This window comes from Stenotrophomonas maltophilia group sp. RY12688 (assembly GCF_052149045.1).
In the GTDB taxonomy this organism is placed as follows: Bacteria; Pseudomonadota; Gammaproteobacteria; order Xanthomonadales; family Xanthomonadaceae; genus Stenotrophomonas; species Stenotrophomonas sepilia.
Map to the genome: position 1 here is coordinate 1,749,608 of NZ_CP197389.1, position 18,075 is coordinate 1,767,682.

The 18,075-nt window shown below is 67.4% G+C and carries 16 protein-coding genes; 8 read left to right on the plus strand and 8 right to left on the minus strand.

What is annotated here, in order from left to right:
* Positions 1-292 precede the first annotated feature (292 nt).
* On the plus strand, positions 293-1,552 hold the full coding sequence (gene fabV, locus ACS0OT_RS08320; RefSeq protein WP_005416204.1) for an enoyl-ACP reductase FabV: 1,260 nt from the start codon (positions 293-295) through the stop codon (positions 1,550-1,552).
* Positions 1,553-1,660: 108 nt separating this feature from the next.
* Here the strand turns inward: fabV and ACS0OT_RS08325 are convergent, their stop codons facing one another.
* The 3 genes from ACS0OT_RS08325 to ACS0OT_RS08335 form a co-directional block, all read right to left on the minus strand.
* A complete protein-coding gene (locus tag ACS0OT_RS08325) occupies positions 1,661-3,730 on the minus strand; it encodes an EAL domain-containing response regulator (RefSeq protein ID WP_005416205.1) in 2,070 nt (689 codons plus the stop codon).
* A gap of 91 nt (positions 3,731-3,821) precedes the next feature.
* The gene (locus ACS0OT_RS08330; RefSeq protein WP_164093684.1) at positions 3,822-5,006 is read right to left on the minus strand and encodes an NAD(P)/FAD-dependent oxidoreductase; all 1,185 of its coding nucleotides are present in this window, start codon (positions 5,004-5,006) and stop codon (positions 3,822-3,824) included.
* Positions 5,003-5,551 (minus strand): YaeQ family protein, encoded by a 549-nt coding sequence (locus ACS0OT_RS08335; RefSeq protein ID WP_005416207.1) that lies wholly within the window; start codon positions 5,549-5,551, stop codon positions 5,003-5,005. The genes ACS0OT_RS08330 and ACS0OT_RS08335 overlap by 4 nt, the downstream gene beginning before the upstream one ends.
* A gap of 124 nt (positions 5,552-5,675) precedes the next feature.
* Between ACS0OT_RS08335 and ACS0OT_RS08340 the strand changes: the two genes are divergently transcribed.
* Positions 5,676-6,545: a pseudouridine synthase gene (locus ACS0OT_RS08340; protein WP_065185180.1), complete on the plus strand. Its 870-nt coding sequence runs from the start codon at positions 5,676-5,678 to the stop codon at positions 6,543-6,545.
* Between the two features lie 13 nt (positions 6,546-6,558).
* On the opposite strand, the gene ACS0OT_RS08345 is transcribed toward ACS0OT_RS08340, so the two are convergent.
* On the minus strand, positions 6,559-7,047 hold the full coding sequence (locus tag ACS0OT_RS08345) for a YaiI/YqxD family protein (RefSeq protein WP_065185179.1): 489 nt from the start codon (positions 7,045-7,047) through the stop codon (positions 6,559-6,561).
* 302 nt (positions 7,048-7,349) lie between these two features.
* Between ACS0OT_RS08345 and ACS0OT_RS08350 the strand changes: the two genes are divergently transcribed.
* From ACS0OT_RS08350 to ACS0OT_RS08365, 4 genes are all read left to right on the plus strand, one after another.
* Positions 7,350-7,559 carry a cold-shock protein gene (locus ACS0OT_RS08350; RefSeq protein WP_005416210.1) on the plus strand — a complete coding sequence of 70 codons (210 nt, stop codon included), beginning with the start codon at positions 7,350-7,352 and terminating at the stop codon, positions 7,557-7,559.
* 187 nt (positions 7,560-7,746) lie between these two features.
* Entirely contained in the window at positions 7,747-8,436 is a 690-nt protein-coding gene (locus ACS0OT_RS08355; protein ID WP_053500891.1) for a glutathione S-transferase family protein, read from the plus strand.
* Between the two features lie 32 nt (positions 8,437-8,468).
* Positions 8,469-10,034, plus strand: a complete 1,566-nt coding sequence (locus ACS0OT_RS08360) for a protein adenylyltransferase SelO (protein WP_065185178.1) — start codon at positions 8,469-8,471, stop codon at positions 10,032-10,034.
* Between the two features lie 368 nt (positions 10,035-10,402).
* A complete protein-coding gene (locus ACS0OT_RS08365; protein ID WP_061477918.1) occupies positions 10,403-10,939 on the plus strand; it encodes an adenine phosphoribosyltransferase in 537 nt (178 codons plus the stop codon).
* Positions 10,940-11,031: 92 nt separating this feature from the next.
* On the opposite strand, the gene dbpA is transcribed toward ACS0OT_RS08365, so the two are convergent.
* Together dbpA and ACS0OT_RS08375 are read right to left on the minus strand one after the other, a co-directional pair.
* Entirely contained in the window at positions 11,032-12,408 is a 1,377-nt protein-coding gene (gene dbpA, locus ACS0OT_RS08370) for an ATP-dependent RNA helicase DbpA (protein WP_442256221.1), read from the minus strand.
* 102 nt (positions 12,409-12,510) lie between these two features.
* On the minus strand, positions 12,511-13,590 hold the full coding sequence (locus ACS0OT_RS08375; RefSeq protein ID WP_053501305.1) for a YeiH family protein: 1,080 nt from the start codon (positions 13,588-13,590) through the stop codon (positions 12,511-12,513).
* A 102-nt stretch (positions 13,591-13,692) separates the two neighbouring features.
* Here ACS0OT_RS08375 and ACS0OT_RS08380 point away from each other — a divergent pair, with 102 nt between their 5' ends.
* Both ACS0OT_RS08380 and ACS0OT_RS08385 read left to right on the plus strand, forming a co-directional pair.
* Positions 13,693-14,568, plus strand: a complete 876-nt coding sequence (locus ACS0OT_RS08380) for a LysR substrate-binding domain-containing protein (RefSeq protein WP_164093415.1) — start codon at positions 13,693-13,695, stop codon at positions 14,566-14,568.
* Positions 14,569-14,978: 410 nt separating this feature from the next.
* A complete protein-coding gene (locus tag ACS0OT_RS08385; protein ID WP_065185173.1) occupies positions 14,979-16,862 on the plus strand; it encodes an ATP-binding cassette domain-containing protein in 1,884 nt (627 codons plus the stop codon).
* Between the two features lie 161 nt (positions 16,863-17,023).
* On the opposite strand, the gene ACS0OT_RS08390 is transcribed toward ACS0OT_RS08385, so the two are convergent.
* The gene (locus tag ACS0OT_RS08390) at positions 17,024-17,485 is read right to left on the minus strand and encodes a c-type cytochrome (protein WP_005416218.1); all 462 of its coding nucleotides are present in this window, start codon (positions 17,483-17,485) and stop codon (positions 17,024-17,026) included.
* A 9-nt stretch (positions 17,486-17,494) separates the two neighbouring features.
* Positions 17,495-17,878, minus strand: coding sequence for a c-type cytochrome (locus tag ACS0OT_RS08395; RefSeq protein WP_005416219.1), 384 nt, complete (start codon positions 17,876-17,878; stop codon positions 17,495-17,497).
* Between the last annotated feature and the right edge of the window lie 197 nt (positions 17,879-18,075).

The following is an 18,075-nucleotide window of genomic DNA, read 5'->3' on the forward strand; positions in this document are numbered from 1 at the left end:
CGGCATGGATGCCGCGGCCAAGCCCCCATGGACGGGTTAACGGCGTCCCCCGCAACCGGACCCACCCCGGCATCCCTCAGTAGCCCGGCTTTTGACGTTGCTGTTGAGGTTGCCGGCCAGCGGCCGGCACTACCGCAGGTGCAGGGTGCAACCCTGCAAAAGAAACACCACCCTACGCCAGCGTCGGTTGTGCAATCTTCCCCCGCGCACTACGATCCTGCGGTTCGCGCGCGTGCGCGCCCTTACTCCTGCTGAGCGCCCCGCGCGCCGCATCTGCCAACCCGAGGTATCCATGGTCATCAAACCGCGCGTCCGCGGCTTCATCTGCGTCACCACCCACCCGACCGGCTGCGAGGCCGCGGTCAAGCAGCAGATCGACTACATCCGTGCGCGCCCGCCGATCCAGAACGGTCCCAAGCGTGTGCTGGTGATCGGCGCGTCCACCGGCTACGGCCTGGCTGCGCGCATCACCGCTGCCTTCGGCAGTGGTGCTGCCACCCTCGGCATCTTCTTCGAACGCCCGGGCAGCGAGACCAAGCCGGGTACCGCGGGCTGGTACAACTCGGCCGCGTTCCACAAGTACGCCGACGAAGCCGGCCTGTACGCCAAGAGCATCAATGGCGATGCCTTCTCCGATGAAGTGAAGGCGAAGACCATCGAAATGATCAAGGCCGATCTGGGCCAGGTCGACCAGGTTGTCTACAGCCTGGCCGCGCCGCGCCGCAAGCACCCGAAGACCGGCGAGATCATCAGCTCCACGTTGAAGCCGATCGGCGAGCCGATCACCCTGCGCGGGCTGGATACCGACAAGGAAGTGATCACCGAGACCACCCTGCAGCCGGCCACCCCGGAAGAAATCGCCGGCACCGTCGCGGTGATGGGCGGCGAGGACTGGCAGATGTGGATCGATGCGCTGGCCGATGCCGGCGTGCTGGCCAATGGTTGTACCACCACGGCCTTCACCTACGTGGGCGAAGAGATCACCCAGGCGATCTACTGGAATGGCTCGATCGGCGCGGCCAAGAAGGACCTGGACACCAAGGTGCTGGGCCTGCGCGAAAAGCTGGCGAAAATCGGCGGCGACGCACGCGTGTCGGTGCTGAAGGCCGTCGTGACCCAGGCCAGCTCGGCCATTCCGACCATGCCGCTGTACCTGTCGCTGCTGTTCAAGGTGATGAAGGAAAAGGGCACCCACGAAGGCTGCATCGAGCAGCTCGACGTGCTGTACGACATCCTTTACGGCGGCAAGTCCGATGGCGTGGCGGTCGATCGCCTGCGCCACGACCTGGTCGATGGCGACGGCCACACCGTCGCGCTGGTCGATGAGGAAGGCCGCCTGCGTGCGGACTACAAGGAAATGGCCGCAGACGTGCAGGGCAAGGTGGTCGCGCTGTGGCCACAGGTGACCAACGAGAACCTGTACGAAATCAGCGACCTGGCCGGTTACAAGGCCGACTTCCTGCGTCTGTTCGGTTTTGGCGTGGAGGGCGTCGACTACGAGGCCGACGTCAACCCGGACGTGAAGATCGGCAACCTGGTCGACATGACCTGATCAAGCAGAAGGCCGGCGAAAGCCGGCCTTCTGGTTTGGTAGTGCCGGCCGCTGGCCGGCAACCCCGGGTACCTGAGGCTGCCGGCCAGCGGCCGGCACTACCCTCGGTTACCCGAATTCGAACCCCATCTCCGGCAACGCCGGGCCGACAAAGTCGCCCTGCACGTAATCCACGCCGGCACTGAACAGCAGCGTCATCGAGTTGGCATCGCTGACGAATTCGGCGATGGTGCGGATGCCCGCTTCCTGAGCACGCGCAGTGATCTGGCTGATGCGGTCGATGTTCTCGCGGGTGGCAGCCAGGTCGCTGGTGAAGCCCCGGTCCAGCTTGAGGAACTGCGGCTGGAAGTGGGCCAGCAGCTGGAACGAGTCCAGCCCGGAACCGAACTGCTCCAGGCCGATGCGGCAGCCCAGTGGCGCCACTTCGGCAAGGAATTGCTGTGCACTGCGCAGGTGGGTGAACACCTTCGCTTCCGGTGCATGCAGCCACAGCCGTTCGCCGGGCACGCCCTGTGCCTGCAGTTCGCGGTGCAGGGTGGCGATCATCTGTGGGTCATCGAACGATTCCGGCGTGACCTTCACCAGCACCTGGGTGGCATGACCCGCACGTGCGCGTTCGCCCAGCACCGCGATCGCCTGCGAAACCACCCAGCGGTTGATGTCGGCCAGCAGGCCGTGTTCCTCGGCGATGCCCAGGAACGCGGTCGGGCTCAGCAGCTCGCCGTTGTTTTCCAGGCGCAGATAGGCTTCGTACAGTTCCAGTGGTTCGCCCTGCAGGTTCAGCACCGGCTGGTAGTGAAGCTGGAAACCGTCGCCGGCCAGCGCCTCGCGGATGCGCGCCACCCAGCGCTGCACACGCTCTTCCTCGACACGGTCGGCGGCAGCCGGGTCGAAGATGCGGCAGGTGTTACCCAGCTCGGCTGCAGCCTGGGTGCATTCGCTGGCGCGCGCCAGCACCTGGCCGATGCTGGCGATCTTCTCACCGACCTGTACGCCACCGATGCTGACCGTCACCGTGGCCGAGCGTGCGCCGATGCTGAAGACGTGCGCGGCGTAGGCTTCTCGGATGCGCTCGGCCAGCGCCACGGTCTGTGCGTAGGGTCCGGCCTGCAGCACGGCGAAATTGTGTTCGCCGAAACGGGCCAGTTGCGCGTCCTCGCCAACCACTTCGGCCAGCAGGGCGGCGAGGGCGCCGATCAGGGTATCGGCCGAGGCCAGGCCGATATCCGGCAGCAGGCGCGCGTAGTGGTCCGGCTCGATCAGCAGCAGGCCGAACTGGCCCTCGCTACGCCCGGCCTGGGCCACCGCGCTTTCCAGCTGCAGCATGAAGGTCGGGCGATTGAGCAGGCCGGTGACCTGGTCGCGCTGGCGCAGGTCCTCGACCTCGCGTGCCAGCTCGGGGTCGAACTCCATGCGGCGGCGGAGCACCACCTGCAGGCAGGACTCGCCTTCGTAGGTGGCCGCCGCAAATTCCATCGTCGCCGGGAACGCACTGCCGTCCTGGTGGCGCGCGTCGAGCTGGTACTGCGGCGGCGGCGCCTCGCCACGGCTGAGGCCCTTCAGCAGCTGCTTGAAGCCCTCCACGTGTTGGGCAGCGACCATGTCCAGCAGCGAAATGCCTTCGATGTCGTCGAATTGCTCGTAGCCGAACATCTCCAGGTAGGCGTCGTTGGCGCGGATGTGCATGCCTTCATGCACGTAGGCGATGGGGTCGCGCGAGGAGGCGATCAGCGCGTCGCAGCGGCGCTCGGTCTCGCGCATCTGCGCCTCGATGCGGCGCAGGCCGCGGCGTGCCTGCAGGTCGACCCACTGGTCGCGGACCACGGCGAGCAGGTGCTCGGGGCGCTGGCGCAGGGCGAGGGCACGGATGCCATGGCTGCTGGCCTGCACCAGTTCGTCCTCGTCGATGCGCTCGGCCAGCAGCACCAGCGGGATGTCCTTGCCGCTGGCGGCGATGTGCTGGGCTGCCAGCTGCAGCGGAATGCCCTGCGACGGCGAGGCCAGCACCAGGTCGATGGCCTGGCTGGTCAGCACCTGGGCCAGCTCGGCCGCATCCTGCGGGCGCCACGGGCGTACCGCGATGCCGCTGTTGCGCAGGGTGCTGACGATGGCTTCGGCATTCTCGCCGCTGTCATCGACGATCAGCAGGCGGATGGTGATGTCGTTCGCGTTCTGCATGCACTGCTCCCCAATCTGCGAATCTAGATACACGATGCGCGGCGAACCGTCCATGCGCGTACCCCTTGCGCGCATGGAACGGCGATGTGGTTCACACCACGCCGCCCGCTGCGTGGCCGCTGGCCCAGGCCCATTGGAAGTTGTAGCCGCCCAGCCAGCCGGTCACGTCCAGCACCTCGCCAACGAAGTGCAGGCCGGGGACGCGCTTGGATTCCATCGTTGAGGATGACACTTCGGCGGTGTCCACGCCGCCCAGGGTGACCTCGGCGGTGCGGTAGCCTTCGGTGCCGCTGGCCACCAGCGGGAATGCGCCCAGCAGCTGCGCAGCCTGGCGCAGCACCGGCTCGTCCAGCTGGCGCACGGGGCGGTTGGGCAGCCAGTGCTCGCACAGCCGCTGTGCCAGCCGCTTCGGCAGTACCTCGCCCAGCACCGTGCGCAGCTCGGCGGCGGGGCGGTCGCGCTTCATCTGGCGCAGCCACTCGCCGGCATCCTGGCCCGGCAACAGGTCCAGCTCCAGCGCATCGCCGGGCCGCCAGAACGAAGAGATCTGCAGGATGGCCGGACCGCTCACGCCACGGTGGGTCAGCAGCATGAAGTTCTGGAAGCTCTTGCCGTTGCAGCGCGCTTCGATCGGTAGCGCCACGCCGCTGAGGTCGGCCAACCGTTCCTGGTGCTTGCCGCTGAGGGTCAGCGGCACCAGCCCGGCGCGGGTCGGCAGCACCTGGTGGCCGAACTGGCGGGCCACTTCATAGCCAAAGCCGCTGGCCCCCATGCTGGGAATCGACAGGCCGCCGGTGGCAACCACCAGCGAGGCGCAATGGAACAGCCCGTGCGTGGTGTGCACGCGGAAACCATCGCTGCCATGCTCGATGCGCTGCACGCTGCAGTCGGTACGGATCTGCACGCCGGCCGCCTGGCATTCGTCCATCAGCATCTTCACGATCTGCTTGGAGGAGACATCGCAGAACAGCTGCCCCAGTTCCTTTTCGTGATACGCGATGCCGTGCTTGTGCACCAACTCGATGAAGTGCCAGGGCGTGTAGCGGGCCAGCGCCGACTTGCAGAAGTGCGGGTTGGCCGACAGGAAGTTGGCCGGGGTGGTGCCGGTGTTGGTGAAGTTGCAGCGGCCACCGCCGGACATCAGGATCTTCTTGCCGACCTTGTTGGCATGGTCGATCACCTGCACCTGGCGGCCGCGCTGGCCAGCCGTGATCGCGGTCATGAGCCCGGCTGCGCCGGCGCCGATGACCACCACGTCACAACGGATCGTGTTCATGCCTTGGCGCGCTTGCGCCAGGTCGGGATCACGTCGAGCTGCATCTGATCGTTGAGCAGCTGCACTTCACCGTCCTGGATCAGCACGCTCCAGCGCATCGCGCGCTGGATCTGCTGGCCCCACAGCTCTACGAAGGCACCGTCGAGATCGACCACCGAAAGATTGTCGAAGCGCGCCAGGCCCTTGCCCTGCTTGCCCCACCAGATCTCCGAGGCGTTGCCGCCATAGTTGACCACCTGCACCTGGCGGCTGCGGTTGCTGGCCTTGCGGATGCGCGATTCGTCCGGATGGCCCAGGTCGATCCACTGCAGGATGTCGCCGGTGTAGTCGTGTTCCCACAGGTCGGGTTCGTCATCGGTGCTCAGGCCGCGGCCGAACTCCAGGCGGTCGCCGGCGTTCAGCGCGAAGGCGAGCAGGCGCACCATCAGGCGCTCGTCGGTCTCGGACGGATGCTGGGCCAGGGTCAGGTTGTGGGTCGCGTAGTAGCCGCGATCCATGTCGCTGATCTGCAGTTCGGCCTTGCGGATGGTGGCGGTAAGAGCCATGGGGGGTCCGTGGACTAAAGACAACAATGATAGAGGTTTGCTCCGGGGGTGTCCGTGGCCGGGCTGTCTGCGCAGCGTCAACGGTGGCACGCTTGCGTTCTTTCCCGTGGCCGGAGTGGACGCCATGACCTTGCCCAGCCGACTGCAGTTGCCGCCCGGGCCCTGGGCCACCCTGCTGGATGGCCTGTGTGCACGTTTCCCGCGCATCGCGCCCGCGCAATGGCAGGATCGCTTCGCGCGTGGCCGTGTGCTGGATGCGCAGGGCAGGGCGCTCACTGCGGACACGCCCTGGCAGGTCGGGCGGGAGATCCAGTACTTCCGCGAGGTGGCCGACGAACCGGTGATTCCCTTTGTCGAGACCATCGTCCATCTGGATGCGCACCTGCTGGTGGCCGACAAGCCGCATTTCCTGCCGGTGACACCTGCGGGTGGGCATGTGCGCGAGACGCTGCTGGCGCGGCTGGTCGCCCGCACCGGCAATGCCGATCTGGTACCGCTGCACCGGCTGGATCGGCTGACGACCGGGCTGGTGATGTTCTCGACCCAGCGAGCGTCGCGCGATGCTTACCAGCGCCTGTTCCGTGATCGGCTCATCGAGAAGACCTATGAGGCCCTGGCACCGGCGCTGCCGGGGCTGGCGTTTCCGTTGCAGCGGGACAGCCGGTTGGTGCCGGGCGAGCCGTTCTTCCGCATGTCCGAAGTGCCCGGTGAGCCCAATGCGCGCAGCCGCATCGAGCTGATCGAGGCCGAAGGGCCGATCTGGCGCTACCGGCTGCTGCCGGAGACCGGCCGCAAGCATCAACTGCGCGTGCACATGGCCATGCTGGGGGCGCCGATCATGGGTGACGACCTGTACCCGCAGCTTCGGCAACGTCCGCCGAACGTCGCCGAGGCGCCGCTGCAGCTGCTGGCGCGGGCCCTGGCCTTCGACGACCCATTGAGCGGCGAACGACGGGCGTTCAGCAGCGGCCGCAGCCTGAGCCTTCCGGCTTAGCGCGGCCAGGCGCTCAGCGGGCCGGGCGTCGCGCCAGCCAGCGGTCCAGCTCGGCGGCGAACAGCTGCCGGTCGCGGGGCCCCAGGGGCGGCGGTCCGCCGGTCTGGACCCCGGCGCCGCGCAGTTCCTCCATGAAATTGCGCATCGACAGCCGCTCGGCCATGTTGTTCGGGGTGTACAGCTGGCCGCGCGGGTTCAGCGCCACGGCCCTCTTCTCCAGCACCAGCGCAGCCAGCGGGATGTCCTGGGTGACCACCAGGTCTCCGGCGGCGACCCGCTCGACGATGGCGCTGTCGGCCACGTCCAGGCCCTGCGGTACCTGGATCGAGCGCAGCCAGCGCGACGGCGGGGTGCGGATCCACTGGTTGGCGACCAGGGTCAGCTCGATCCCGACCCGTTCGGCGGCCCGGAACAGGATGTCGCGAATGACGGTGGGGCAGGCGTCCGCGTCCACCCAGATGCGGGGAGACGCGTGTTCAGCGGGGATTTCAGCTTCAGTCATTTACCCAGTGTAGGGTAGGAAAAACCTGAATGGGGGCTCGGGGTTAGCCGCGATTGGCTGCCAACCCTTGTCACGCCTAGCGGGTGACGTGTTCCCATGAACGTCGGGACTATCGCTTTTTGCAGAAAACACGCGTATCGTGCGACCCACTGTGTTTGCTAGGGTCACCGTGAATCGTGGCCTGGTGCAGTTGATCTCACGATCCGCTCATCGATCCGCTTTACCAACGCCTGCAACTCAGTCTCGGCCCCGATACCCGGTGGCTGCGATTTTTTTCAACATGTGTTTCAGGAGTTAGTAAAATGTCTGAACGTCAGACCGGCACCGTCAAGTGGTTCAACGACGCCAAGGGCTTCGGCTTCATCACCCCGGAAAGCGGCCCGGACCTGTTCGTGCACTTCCGCGCGATCCAGGGCACCGGCTTCAAGACCCTGCAGGAAGGCCAGAAGGTTACCTTCATCGCCGTCCAGGGTCAGAAGGGTATGCAGGCTGACCAGGTGCAGGCGGTCTAATCCGTCTGCTACCGTTGGGTAGCCAGAACGCCGGAGGCGAGAGCTTCCGGCGTTTTTTATTGCCCGCTGTTTTTTGTAGAAATCGAGCCACGCTCGACTGTTCTCAAGGACAGTGGAGCAGGGCTCGACTCTACAAAGGGCATGCAGCCGGCGCGGTAGGATGGCGGCCTTCCCAAGGATCGTCCCCATGCGCATCGTTCATCACCTGGAAAACTCCCGTTCCCTGCGCGTGCTGTGGATGCTGGAGGAGTTGGGGCTGGACTACGAACTGCGCCGCTATCCGCGCGATCCGAAGACGCTGCTGGCGCCGCCGGAACTGCGCAACGTGCATCCGCTCGGCAAGTCGCCGGTGCTGCAGGATGGCGAGCTGGTACTGGCCGAGTCCGGGGCGATCCTCGACTATCTCGCTGACCGTTACGACACGCAGCGCCAGCTGTCGCCGTCACCGATGCCGGCCGACGGCACCGAACGCATCGCGTACCGCTACTGGCTGCACTATGCCGAAGGCTCGGCGATGCCGCCGCTGCTGCTGACCCTGGTGATGGGCCGCATCCGTAATGCGCCCATGCCATTCTTCGCACGCCCGATTGCACGCAGCATTGCCGACAAGGCCGAGCGGGGCTTCGTTGGGCCGCAGCGGCGCCTGCACCTGGACTGGATGGAGCGCCGCCTGGCCGAAAGCCCATGGTTTGCCGGCGAGCGCTTCAGTGCGGCCGACATCCAGATGAGCTTCCCGATCCAGGCTGCTGCCGCGCGCGGTGGCGGTCTCGACGGCAAGCCGGCACTGCGTGGCTTCCTCAAGCGCATCAGCGAGCGGCCTGCTTACCAGCGCGCCGAGGCCCACGGTGGCCATCTGCAGGCGCTCAGCGGCAATTGAGGCCGGCGGCGGTCGCCCCCACCTCCAGAGTCATGGATACCGACAGCCCCCGTTTCGACAACCGCCTGCTGCATGCCCTGCCGGGTGACCCCGAATCCGGCCCGCGCAGGCGCGAAGTGCTGGGTGCCGCCTGGTCGCCCGTGATGCCGACCCCGGTGACGGCGCCCACGCTGTTGGCCTGGGCGCCGGACGTCGCCGAAATGCTTGGCTTCAGTACCGCTGAAGTCGAAAGCGAAGGTTTCGCGCAGGTGTTCGGCGGCAATACGCTGTACGCCGGCATGCAGCCGTGGGCAGCCAACTACGGTGGCCATCAGTTCGGTCACTGGGCCGGCCAGCTCGGCGATGGGCGTGCGATCTCACTGGGCGAGCTGGTGGCACCCGATGGCCGCCACTGGGAGCTGCAGCTGAAGGGGGCCGGGCCGACGCCTTACTCGCGCGGTGCCGATGGACGGGCAGTGCTGCGCTCGTCGATCCGCGAGTTCCTGTGCAGCGAAGCGATGCACCACCTGGGCGTGCCGACCACGCGCGCGTTGTCGCTGGTCGGTACCGGCGAGGAGGTGGTGCGCGACATGTTCTATGACGGCCACCCGCGTGCCGAGCCTGGTGCCATCGTGTGCCGGGTCTCGCCGTCGTTCCTGCGTTTCGGTTCGTTCGAGCTGCCGGCCTCGCGTGGCGAGACTGCCTTGCTGCAACAGCTGGTGGACACCTGCATCGCCCGTGATTTCCCCGGGCTGGAGGGGCAGGGCGAGGCACGGTACGGCGACTGGTTCGCGCAGATCGCGGTGCGCACCGCCGAGATGATCGCGCACTGGATGCGTGTCGGCTTCGTACATGGCGTGATGAACACCGACAACCTGTCCGTGCTCGGTCTCACACTGGATTACGGCCCCTATGGCTGGGTCGAGGATTTCGATCCGGACTGGACGCCGAACACCACCGACGCCCAGGGGCGCCGCTACCGCTTCGGCACCCAGCCGCAGGTGGCGTACTGGAACCTGAGCCGATTGGCCCAGGCGCTGTCGCCGCTGTTCGCCGATGTCGCACCGCTGCAGGCGGGCCTGGCGGCCTTCCAGTCCACCTTCGTGGCCTGCACGCGTCGCGATGCCGCGGCAAAGCTGGGGCTGGCCGCGGCCGACGATGACGACCTGCAGCTCTACCAGCGCTGGCAGCAGCTGATGCAGGAGGGTGCCATGGACATGACCCTGGCCTGGCGCGCACTGATGCGCATCGACCCGTCGGCAGCGGACGCTACGGTTCTGGACGCGGTGTACTACGACGAGGCGCGGCGACAGGCAGTGCAGGCACCGTTGCAGCACTGGCTGCAGGACTACGCGGAGCGCCTGCGCAGCGATCCGCTGCCGGCCAGCGAACGCGTGGCGAAGATGACGGCGGCCAACCCGCTGTACGTGCTGCGCAACTGGTTGGCGCAGGAAGCGATCGACCGCGCAGAGCAGGGTGACCTCGGCGGTGTGCATGCGCTGCAGGACGTGCTGCGAGACCCATACACCGAGCGCGCAGGGCTCGAGCACTTCGCTGGCAAGCGCCCGGCGTGGGCCGACAACCGCGCCGGTTGCTCGATGCTGTCCTGCAGTTCCTGAGGGTGGGTTTCGGCAGGGCTGCGCCCTGCACCTGCAGAGGCAAGGGCCGAATCCAAAGCCAAAGCCAAAGCGGCTCTGGATTGTTGATGGTCTGGCGGGGCGGTGTGGGGCTGCAGGACACGCCGTAAACCCCCAAACCGGCCCAGCCGCCAGCGGCTGGGCCGGGCCCCGGAGGGGGACTTGCAGCGGCCCCCGCAACCGGACCCACCCCGCCTTCGACAGAATGCACGCTGTTGCTGTTGCCGTTGAGGTTGCCGGCCAGCGGCCGGCACTACCGCAGGTGCAGGGCGCAGCCCTGCCGACACCCCCAACAGGCAGCCGGCGCCCGGAACAGGTACCCTATGCCGCCATCAGATAGCCAATGTGACATGACCGACGCCATTGTCGTTCCGCAGTGGGCCTCCCGCCTGCGCGACATCGCCGACTTCCCCAAGCCCGGTATCCTGTTCAAGGACATCATGCCGCTGCTCGCCCACGGCGAGGACTTCCGTGGCGCGATCACCGCGATGGCCGACCGTTGGCGCGACCAGAAGCTGGACGCGGTGGTCGGCATCGAATCGCGTGGTTTCATCCTCGGCGCCGCGATGGCACTGGAGCTGGGCGTGGGCTTCGTGCCGGTGCGCAAGCCGGGCAAGCTGCCGGGCCAGGTGCTGCGCGAGGAATACACGCTGGAGTACCGCAGCGACTGCATCGAAGTGCACGCCGACGCGTTGCCGTCCGGTGCCCGCGTCGCGATCATCGATGACGTGCTGGCCACCGGCGGCACGCTGGTCGCTGCGTTGTCGCTGGTGCGCCGCCTGGGTGTTGAAGTGGTCGGCGCCGGTGTGCTGGTCGAGCTCGATGGCCTGGGCGGCCGGGCCCGCTGGGAGGCGGGCTTGCCACTGCACACCGAACTGGTGTTCTGATCGAAGGGTGAATGCCAACCAAGGTTGGCATCTACCAGAGCGAAGAGCCGGGAGCCGGTCGTTGCCAACCGTGGTTGGCAACCCGGCTTCAATCACATCATCCGCACGCGGAAGCGACGGCCCTTGATCTTGCCGGCTTCCAGCCTGGCGACGGCCTTGTTGGCCTGTTCACGCGCGATCGCCACGTAGGAGCGGGTCGGGAAGATCGCGATCTTGCCGATGAACTTGCTCGACAGGCCGGCATCGCCGGTCAGTGCGCCGAGGATGTCGCCCGGGCGCAGCTTGTCGGTCTTGCCGCCGTCAATCCGCAGGGTGCGCATCACCGCCTGCGGCAACTCGGCCGGGCGCGAGGTCGCCAGTGGCGTCTTCTGCCAGTCCAGCGGTTGCCCCAGCTGCGCTTCGATGGCTTCGGCGCGGGTCTTTTCGCGGCCAGCCACCAGGCTGATCGCCAGGCCGCTGGCACCGGCACGACCGGTACGGCCCACGCGATGCTGGTAGCTCTCCACGTCGGTCGGCAGTTCGTAGTTGATCACCGCCGCCAGCTCTTCCACGTCCAGTCCGCGCGCGGCGACGTCGCTGGCGACCAGCACGTTGCAGCTGCGGTTGGCCAGCCGCAACAGCACTTCCTCACGGTCGCGCTGCTCCATGTCGCCGTGCAGGGCGAGTGCGGAGAAGCCGAACTGCTGCAGCGAGTTGGCCACTTCGTCCACGTCCTTGCGGGTGTTGCAGAACACCACCGCCGATTCCGGCGCGTACTTCAGCAGCAGGCCGGCCAGCGCCTTCTGGCGATGCACCGGTTCCACCTCGCAGAACAGGTGGCGGATGGCCGGTGCCTGGTCGGCACCTTCCACGGTCACCTCCACCGCGTCGCGCAGCAGGTCACGCGCCATGGCGCGGATGCTGTCGGGGAAGGTGGCGGAGAACAGCAGGCTCTGGCGATCCCTGTTGGTGCGGCCGGCGATCTCGCGGATCGGCTCCTCGAAGCCCATGTCGAGCATGCGGTCGGCCTCGTCCAGCACCAGCGTGCGCACCGCGCCCAGGTTCAGCGCGCGCTTGCGTGCCAGCTCCTGCACGCGGCCGGGCGTACCCACCACCACGTGCGGGTCGTGGCCTTCCAGCGAGGCCAGCTGCGGGCCCAGCGGCACGCCGCCTACCAGCAGCAACAGCTTCAGGTTGGGAATGCCGGTGGCCAGCTTGCGGATCTGCTTGCCGACCTGGTCGGCGAGTTCGCGGGTCGGGCACAGGACCAGCGCCTGCACGCGGATCAGGCTGGGGTCGACGGCCTGCAGCAGGCCCAGCCCGAAGGCGGCGGTCTTGCCGCTGCCGGTCGGCGCCTGTGCGATCACATCGTGGCCATCGAGGATGGCCGGCAGGCTCTGCGCCTGCACGGGGGTGAGGGTGGTGTAGCCGAGGGCGTCCAGGCCGGGCTGCAGGGCCGGGCTCAGCGGCAGGGTCGAGAAGTCAGTCATGGCGCATTGTACCTGCCTGCGCGGCAGCGCCCGTCCTGGGCCGCCATCCACGCATGGCGTGGATCTACGGGTGGGTGCCGACCGTTGGTCGGCACGCCCTGCTCAGCCCAGCACCGCCAACACACCCTGGTGGATCGCCAGGCCACCGAACAGCAGCCAGGCGAACAGGATCAGCGCCAGCAGCAGTGGCTTCAGGCCGGCCTGGCGCAGCGCCGAGACATGGGTGGTCAGGCCCAGCGCGGCCATCGCCATCGCCAGCAGCACGGTATCCAACTGCACCAGCCCGGCCTGCAGGCTGGCCGGCAGCAGGTGCAGCGAATTGAAACCGGCCACTGCCACGAAACCGAACGCGAACCACGGCACTACGATGCGCGCCTTGCTGCCGTCGGCGCCGGCCTTGCCGCCACGCGCCAGCCACAACGACAACACGACCAGGAACGGCGCCAGCAGCATCACCCGCACCATCTTGGTGATCACCGCAGTATCGGCGGCGGCTTCGCTGACCGTGCGGCCGGCGGCCACCACCTGCGCCACTTCGTGCACCGTCGCACCAGTGAACAGGCCGTACTGCCGCGCGTCCATCGCCAGCCAGCCGTGCGACTGCACCAGCGCATACAGCGCCGGGTACAGGAACATCGCCAGCGTGCCGAACACCACGACGGTAGAAACCGCGACAGTGACCTGCGCAGCGCGGCCACGCACCACCGGTTCGGCGGCCATCACCGCTGCCGCACCGCAGATCGCGCTCCCGGCGCCGATCAGCATTGCCGCCTCGCGTTCCATCTTGAACACACGTACGCCCAGCCAGCAGGCCAGGCCGAAGGTGCTGGCGACCACCAGCACGTCCATCAGCACGCCGCTGACGCCGACATGGCCGATGTCCTGGAAGGTCAGGCGCAGGCCGTACAGCACGATGCCGGCGCGCAGCAGCCAGTGCTTGGAGAAGCCGACACCGGCCGCGCTGCTCGGTGCCAGCCGCGGGTACAGGGTGTTGCCGACCACGATGCCGGCCACGATGGCGACGGTCAGTGCACTCAGGCCATGCGCCTGCAACCAGGGAAGCTCGGCCAGGTACAGCGATGCCGCCGCGATCAGGCCCACCAGCAGAAGGCCGGGCAGGCGCGGCTGCCAGCGTTGGCGCAGGGCGGGCAGGGACCAGGAGGAGAGAGCGGGGGCGTTCATGGCAGGGGTAGGGCTGTAGTGACGGGGCAAGCGTGTGCCTTCGTCCCTGACCTGTAAAACGAATAATATGGGTGAAACCTACCTATCAAGCGGGTAAATGCCATGCGCCTGACCTTGCGCCAGCTGCAAGTCTTCGTCGCCATCGCCGACCACGGCAGCACCACCGCCGCCGGCCAGGCCATCGCGCTCTCGCAGTCGGCCAGCAGCGCCGCCCTGCAGGAACTGGAGGCGCACTTCGGTACGCCGCTGTTCGACCGCATCGGCCGTCGCCTGGCGCTGAACGGGCACGGCCGCGCACTGCTGGAGCCGGCGCGCACCCTGCTGGTCAATGCCGCTGATCTGGAGCGGCAGCTGGCCGCCGGCGGAGACCCGTCGCAAGGGGCACCGCTGCGGTTGGTACTGGCCGCCAGTACCACCATCGGCAACTACCTGCTGCCGCAGCGCATCGCTGAGCTGCTGCGGCAGGCGCCGCAGGCCGAAGTCGACCTGCGCATCGACAACAGTGCTGGCGTAGTCGCCGCTGTGCAGCGCCTGGACGTCGACGCCGGCCTGATCGAAGGCCCGTGCCATGAGCGCGGTTTGCAGGTCACGGCATGGCAGCAGGATCCGCTGGTGATCGTCGGCGCCGCCGACGCCCCCCCGCGCTGGTCGTTGGACGAACTGCGCCGCGCCCGCTGGCTGCTGCGCGAACCCGGCTCCGGCACCCGCGAGGCAGTGGAACAGGCGCTGTTGCCGCACCTGCGCGGCTTCGCCCAGACCCTGCAGCTGGGCAATACCGAAGCGATCAAGCAGGCTGCGATCGCCGGCCTCGGATTGGCCTGCCTTTCGCGTCACGCGCTGGAAGAGCCGCTGGCGCTGGGCCGCCTGCGCGTGCTCGAGACGCCGCTGCCCGCCCTTCAGCGCACCCTGTGGCTGGTGCGCCACCCGGGCAAGCAATGGCTGCCGGGGTTGCAGGCGTTGCTGGGGGAGGTGGAGTAGCAGGGATCGGTCTTGCACTGCACGAATTCCACGAAGGAGTCAGAGCCCGTTGCGCAGCAACGGGATCCGACCCCGACAGATCGACAGGCCTTGCAGCGCTCATCCACGCGTGGCCTGGATCTGCCGTGTCGACCAAGGTCGACACCCACCCGCGCAGAATGCCGTTCCGACAGATCGCGGGAAACTGTCAGAGGCGGGGCGGTGTGGGTCTGCAGGACCGTTGGCGCCATGGATGGCGCCATCGAGCCCCCAAGGAGGGGTTTACGGCGTGTCCTGCAGACCCGCACCGCCCCGGCATCCCACAGGAAACCAGCTTTTGACGTTGCCGTTGAGGTTGCCGGCCAGCGGCCGGCACTACCGCGGGTGCCGGGTGCAACCCGGCCGACGCCCCCAACCCGTACAATATCCGGATGCCTCTGATTACTCTGCAGAACGTCGACTTCAGCGTCGGCGGCCCGTTGTTGCTGGAGAAGGCCGAACTGTCGATCGAGCCGGGCGAACGCATCGCCCTGATCGGCCGCAACGGCGCCGGCAAATCCACCCTGCTCAAGCTGCTGTCCGGCGATCACAAGCCCGATGACGGGGAAGTCCGCGTACAGCAGGGCGTGCGCGTCACCCGCCTGGAGCAGGAAGTGCCACATGGCGCCGCCGGCTCGGTGTTCGACGTCGTCGCCGATGGCCTCGGTGAACTGGGCCAGTGGCTGGCCGAATTCCATCACCTGAGCCACGCCGAAGTATTTGATGGCGAAGCACTGGGCAACGTGCAGGCCAAGATCGACGCCGCCAACGGCTGGGGCCTCGATCAGCGCGTCAGCGAAACCCTGACCAAGCTCGACCTGGACGGCGAGGCCGAGTTCGGCCGCCTGTCCGGCGGCATGAAGCGCCGCGTGCTGCTCGCCCGCGCGCTGGTGTCCAGCCCCGACGTGCTGCTGCTGGACGAACCGACCAACCACCTCGATATCGAAGCCATCGACTGGCTCGAAGCGTTCCTGAAGGGTTGGAGCGGCAGCGTGGTGTTCGTTACCCATGACCGCCGCTTCCTGCGTGCACTGGCCACCCGCATCGTCGAGATCGACCGTGGCCAGGTCACCAGCTGGCCGGGCGACTGGGCCAACTACGAGCGTCGCCGGGAGGAACGCCTCAACGCGCAGGCGCAGGAAAACGCGCGCTTCGACAAGCTGCTGGCGCAGGAAGAAGTCTGGATCCGCCAAGGCATCAAGGCGCGCCGCACCCGCGATGAGGGCCGCGTGCGCCGCCTGAAGGCGATGCGCGTGGAGCGTTCGCAGCGCCGTGATCTCAGCGGCAACGTCAAGATGGAAGCCGCACAGGGCATCAGCTCTGGCAAGAAGGTCATCGACGTCAAGGATATTTCGTTCGCCTTCGGTGAGCGCACCATGGTCCGCGACTTCACCACCACCATCATGCGCGGCGACCGCATCGGCCTGATCGGCCCCAACGGCAGCGGCAAGACGACGCTGCTGAAGTTGCTGCTGGGCGAGCTGCAGCCGGCCAAGGGCGAAGTCAACGCCGGCACCAACCTGCAGATCGCCTATTTCGACCAGTACCGCGCGGTGCTGCGCGAAGACTGGAGCGCGATCGAGAACGTGGCCGAAGGCCGCGATTTCCTCGAGTTCAACGGCAAGCGCAAGCACGTGCATGCCTACCTGCAGGACTTCATGTTCACCCCGGAACGCGCACGTGCGCCGATCACCCGCCTGTCCGGTGGCGAGCGCAACCGCCTGCTGCTGGCCAAGCTGTTCGCGCAGCCGTCCAACCTGCTGGTGATGGACGAACCGACCAACGACCTGGACGTGGAAACCCTGGAGCTGCTGGAAGAGCTGCTGGGCGAGTACACCGGCACCCTGCTGCTGGTCAGCCATGACCGTGACTTCATCGACAACGTGGTGACCTCCACGCTGGTGATGGAAGGCGACGGCGTGATCGGCGAGTACGTCGGTGGCTACAGCGACTGGCAGCGTTATGCGGCCAGCATCGCGGCGCCTGCCTCGGTCCCCGCAGCCAAGCCGGCAGCCGCAGCACCTGCCGCGCCGGCCGCTGCACCCCCGGCTGCCCCCAAGCGCAAGCTGGCCTACAAGGAAGCACGCGAGCTGGAGCAGCTGCCGAAGACCATCGAGAAGCTGGAAGGCGACGTCGAAGGGTTGACCTCGGCGATGAACGACCCGGCGTTCTATACCCGCAGCAGTGCGGAAGTGACCGCGCACACCCAGCAGCTGGCCAAGGTGCAGGCCGAGCTGGATGCCGCGTACGCGCGCTGGGAAGAGCTGGAAGGCTGAGTTCGCCGGGTTCGTGCGGACCAGCGGTCCGCACCTACCGACGCCGATGCCTGGTAGATCCACGCCATGCGTGGATATGCGGATCTGTGCGGACCAACGGTCCGCACCCACCAATCAACGGTCCGTGCGGACCAGGGTCCGCCCCCACCGGGGGGCGTCGGTCATTTGACCCCGTGCAGATCCCGCAACTGGCTCGGCCGGCTGCCGAAATACGCGGCCAGATCGGCGATGTCCTGATCGCTCAGGTCCTTCGCCTGCGGCGTCATCAGCGCATGCTGGCGGTCGCCGGCGCGGTAGGCCTGCAGCGCATGCGCCAGATAGTCGCCGTACTGCCCACCCAGCTTCGGATAGGTCGGATCGATCGGCGCATTGCCATCGGCCCCGTGGCAGTCGATGCAACTCTGGTTGGTGGCCTTGCCCTTCACCTTGGCGCGGGCTTCACCGGCGGCCTCGCGGCCTGCCGGCAGGCCAGCGGAGGACGAAGAACCGTGTTCGCCGCTGGCATGGCCCGGGTCGGCGGCGGATTTCTCGCTGTTTTCCACCTGCGACTGCGAACAGGCCGCCAGCAGCAGGGCGACGGACAGGGCGATGGCGTGACGCATCGGATGCGCGGCTTTCGACATGGGCGGGCCTTACTTGACGGTGGACAGGTAAACAGAGAGATCGGCGATCTCCTGTTCGCTGAAACTCATCGACTGCGCCTGCATCGTCGGATGCCGGCGCTTGCCCTGGCGGTACTCGGTCAGGGCCTGGGCCAGGTACTGCTGGGTCTGGCCGCCGATCTTCGGCACCCGGTAGCTGGGGTAGGCGTTCTTGTAGCCGGTGATGCCGTGGCACCCCTGGCAGGTGTAGGCCAGGACACGGCCATTGTCGAAGTTGCCGGTGGGCGTGGCAGGCGCCGGCGCGGCGGCAGGCGCTGGGGTGGGTGTGGCAGGAGCGGGAGCGGGCTGTGCGGCGGCCCCAAGGGGCAGGAGGACGGCCAGAGCGAGACAAGCGGCGAGCGGCTGCGGGCGCATGGTGTCGTTTCCGGGGATTCGGGTCTGGTCGTTCCGGCGTGGGGTACGGAACGACCCGAGTATAGCCTCAGGTTTCATCTAGCTGAAATGGGGGCGGGCCGACCAGCGGCGTGAAGACACCATGACCTTTGGGATATGGTGTTGCCGTGAAGTGGTGCATTACTTTGCTACCACACCTGTCCACGCATCCTCCAGGG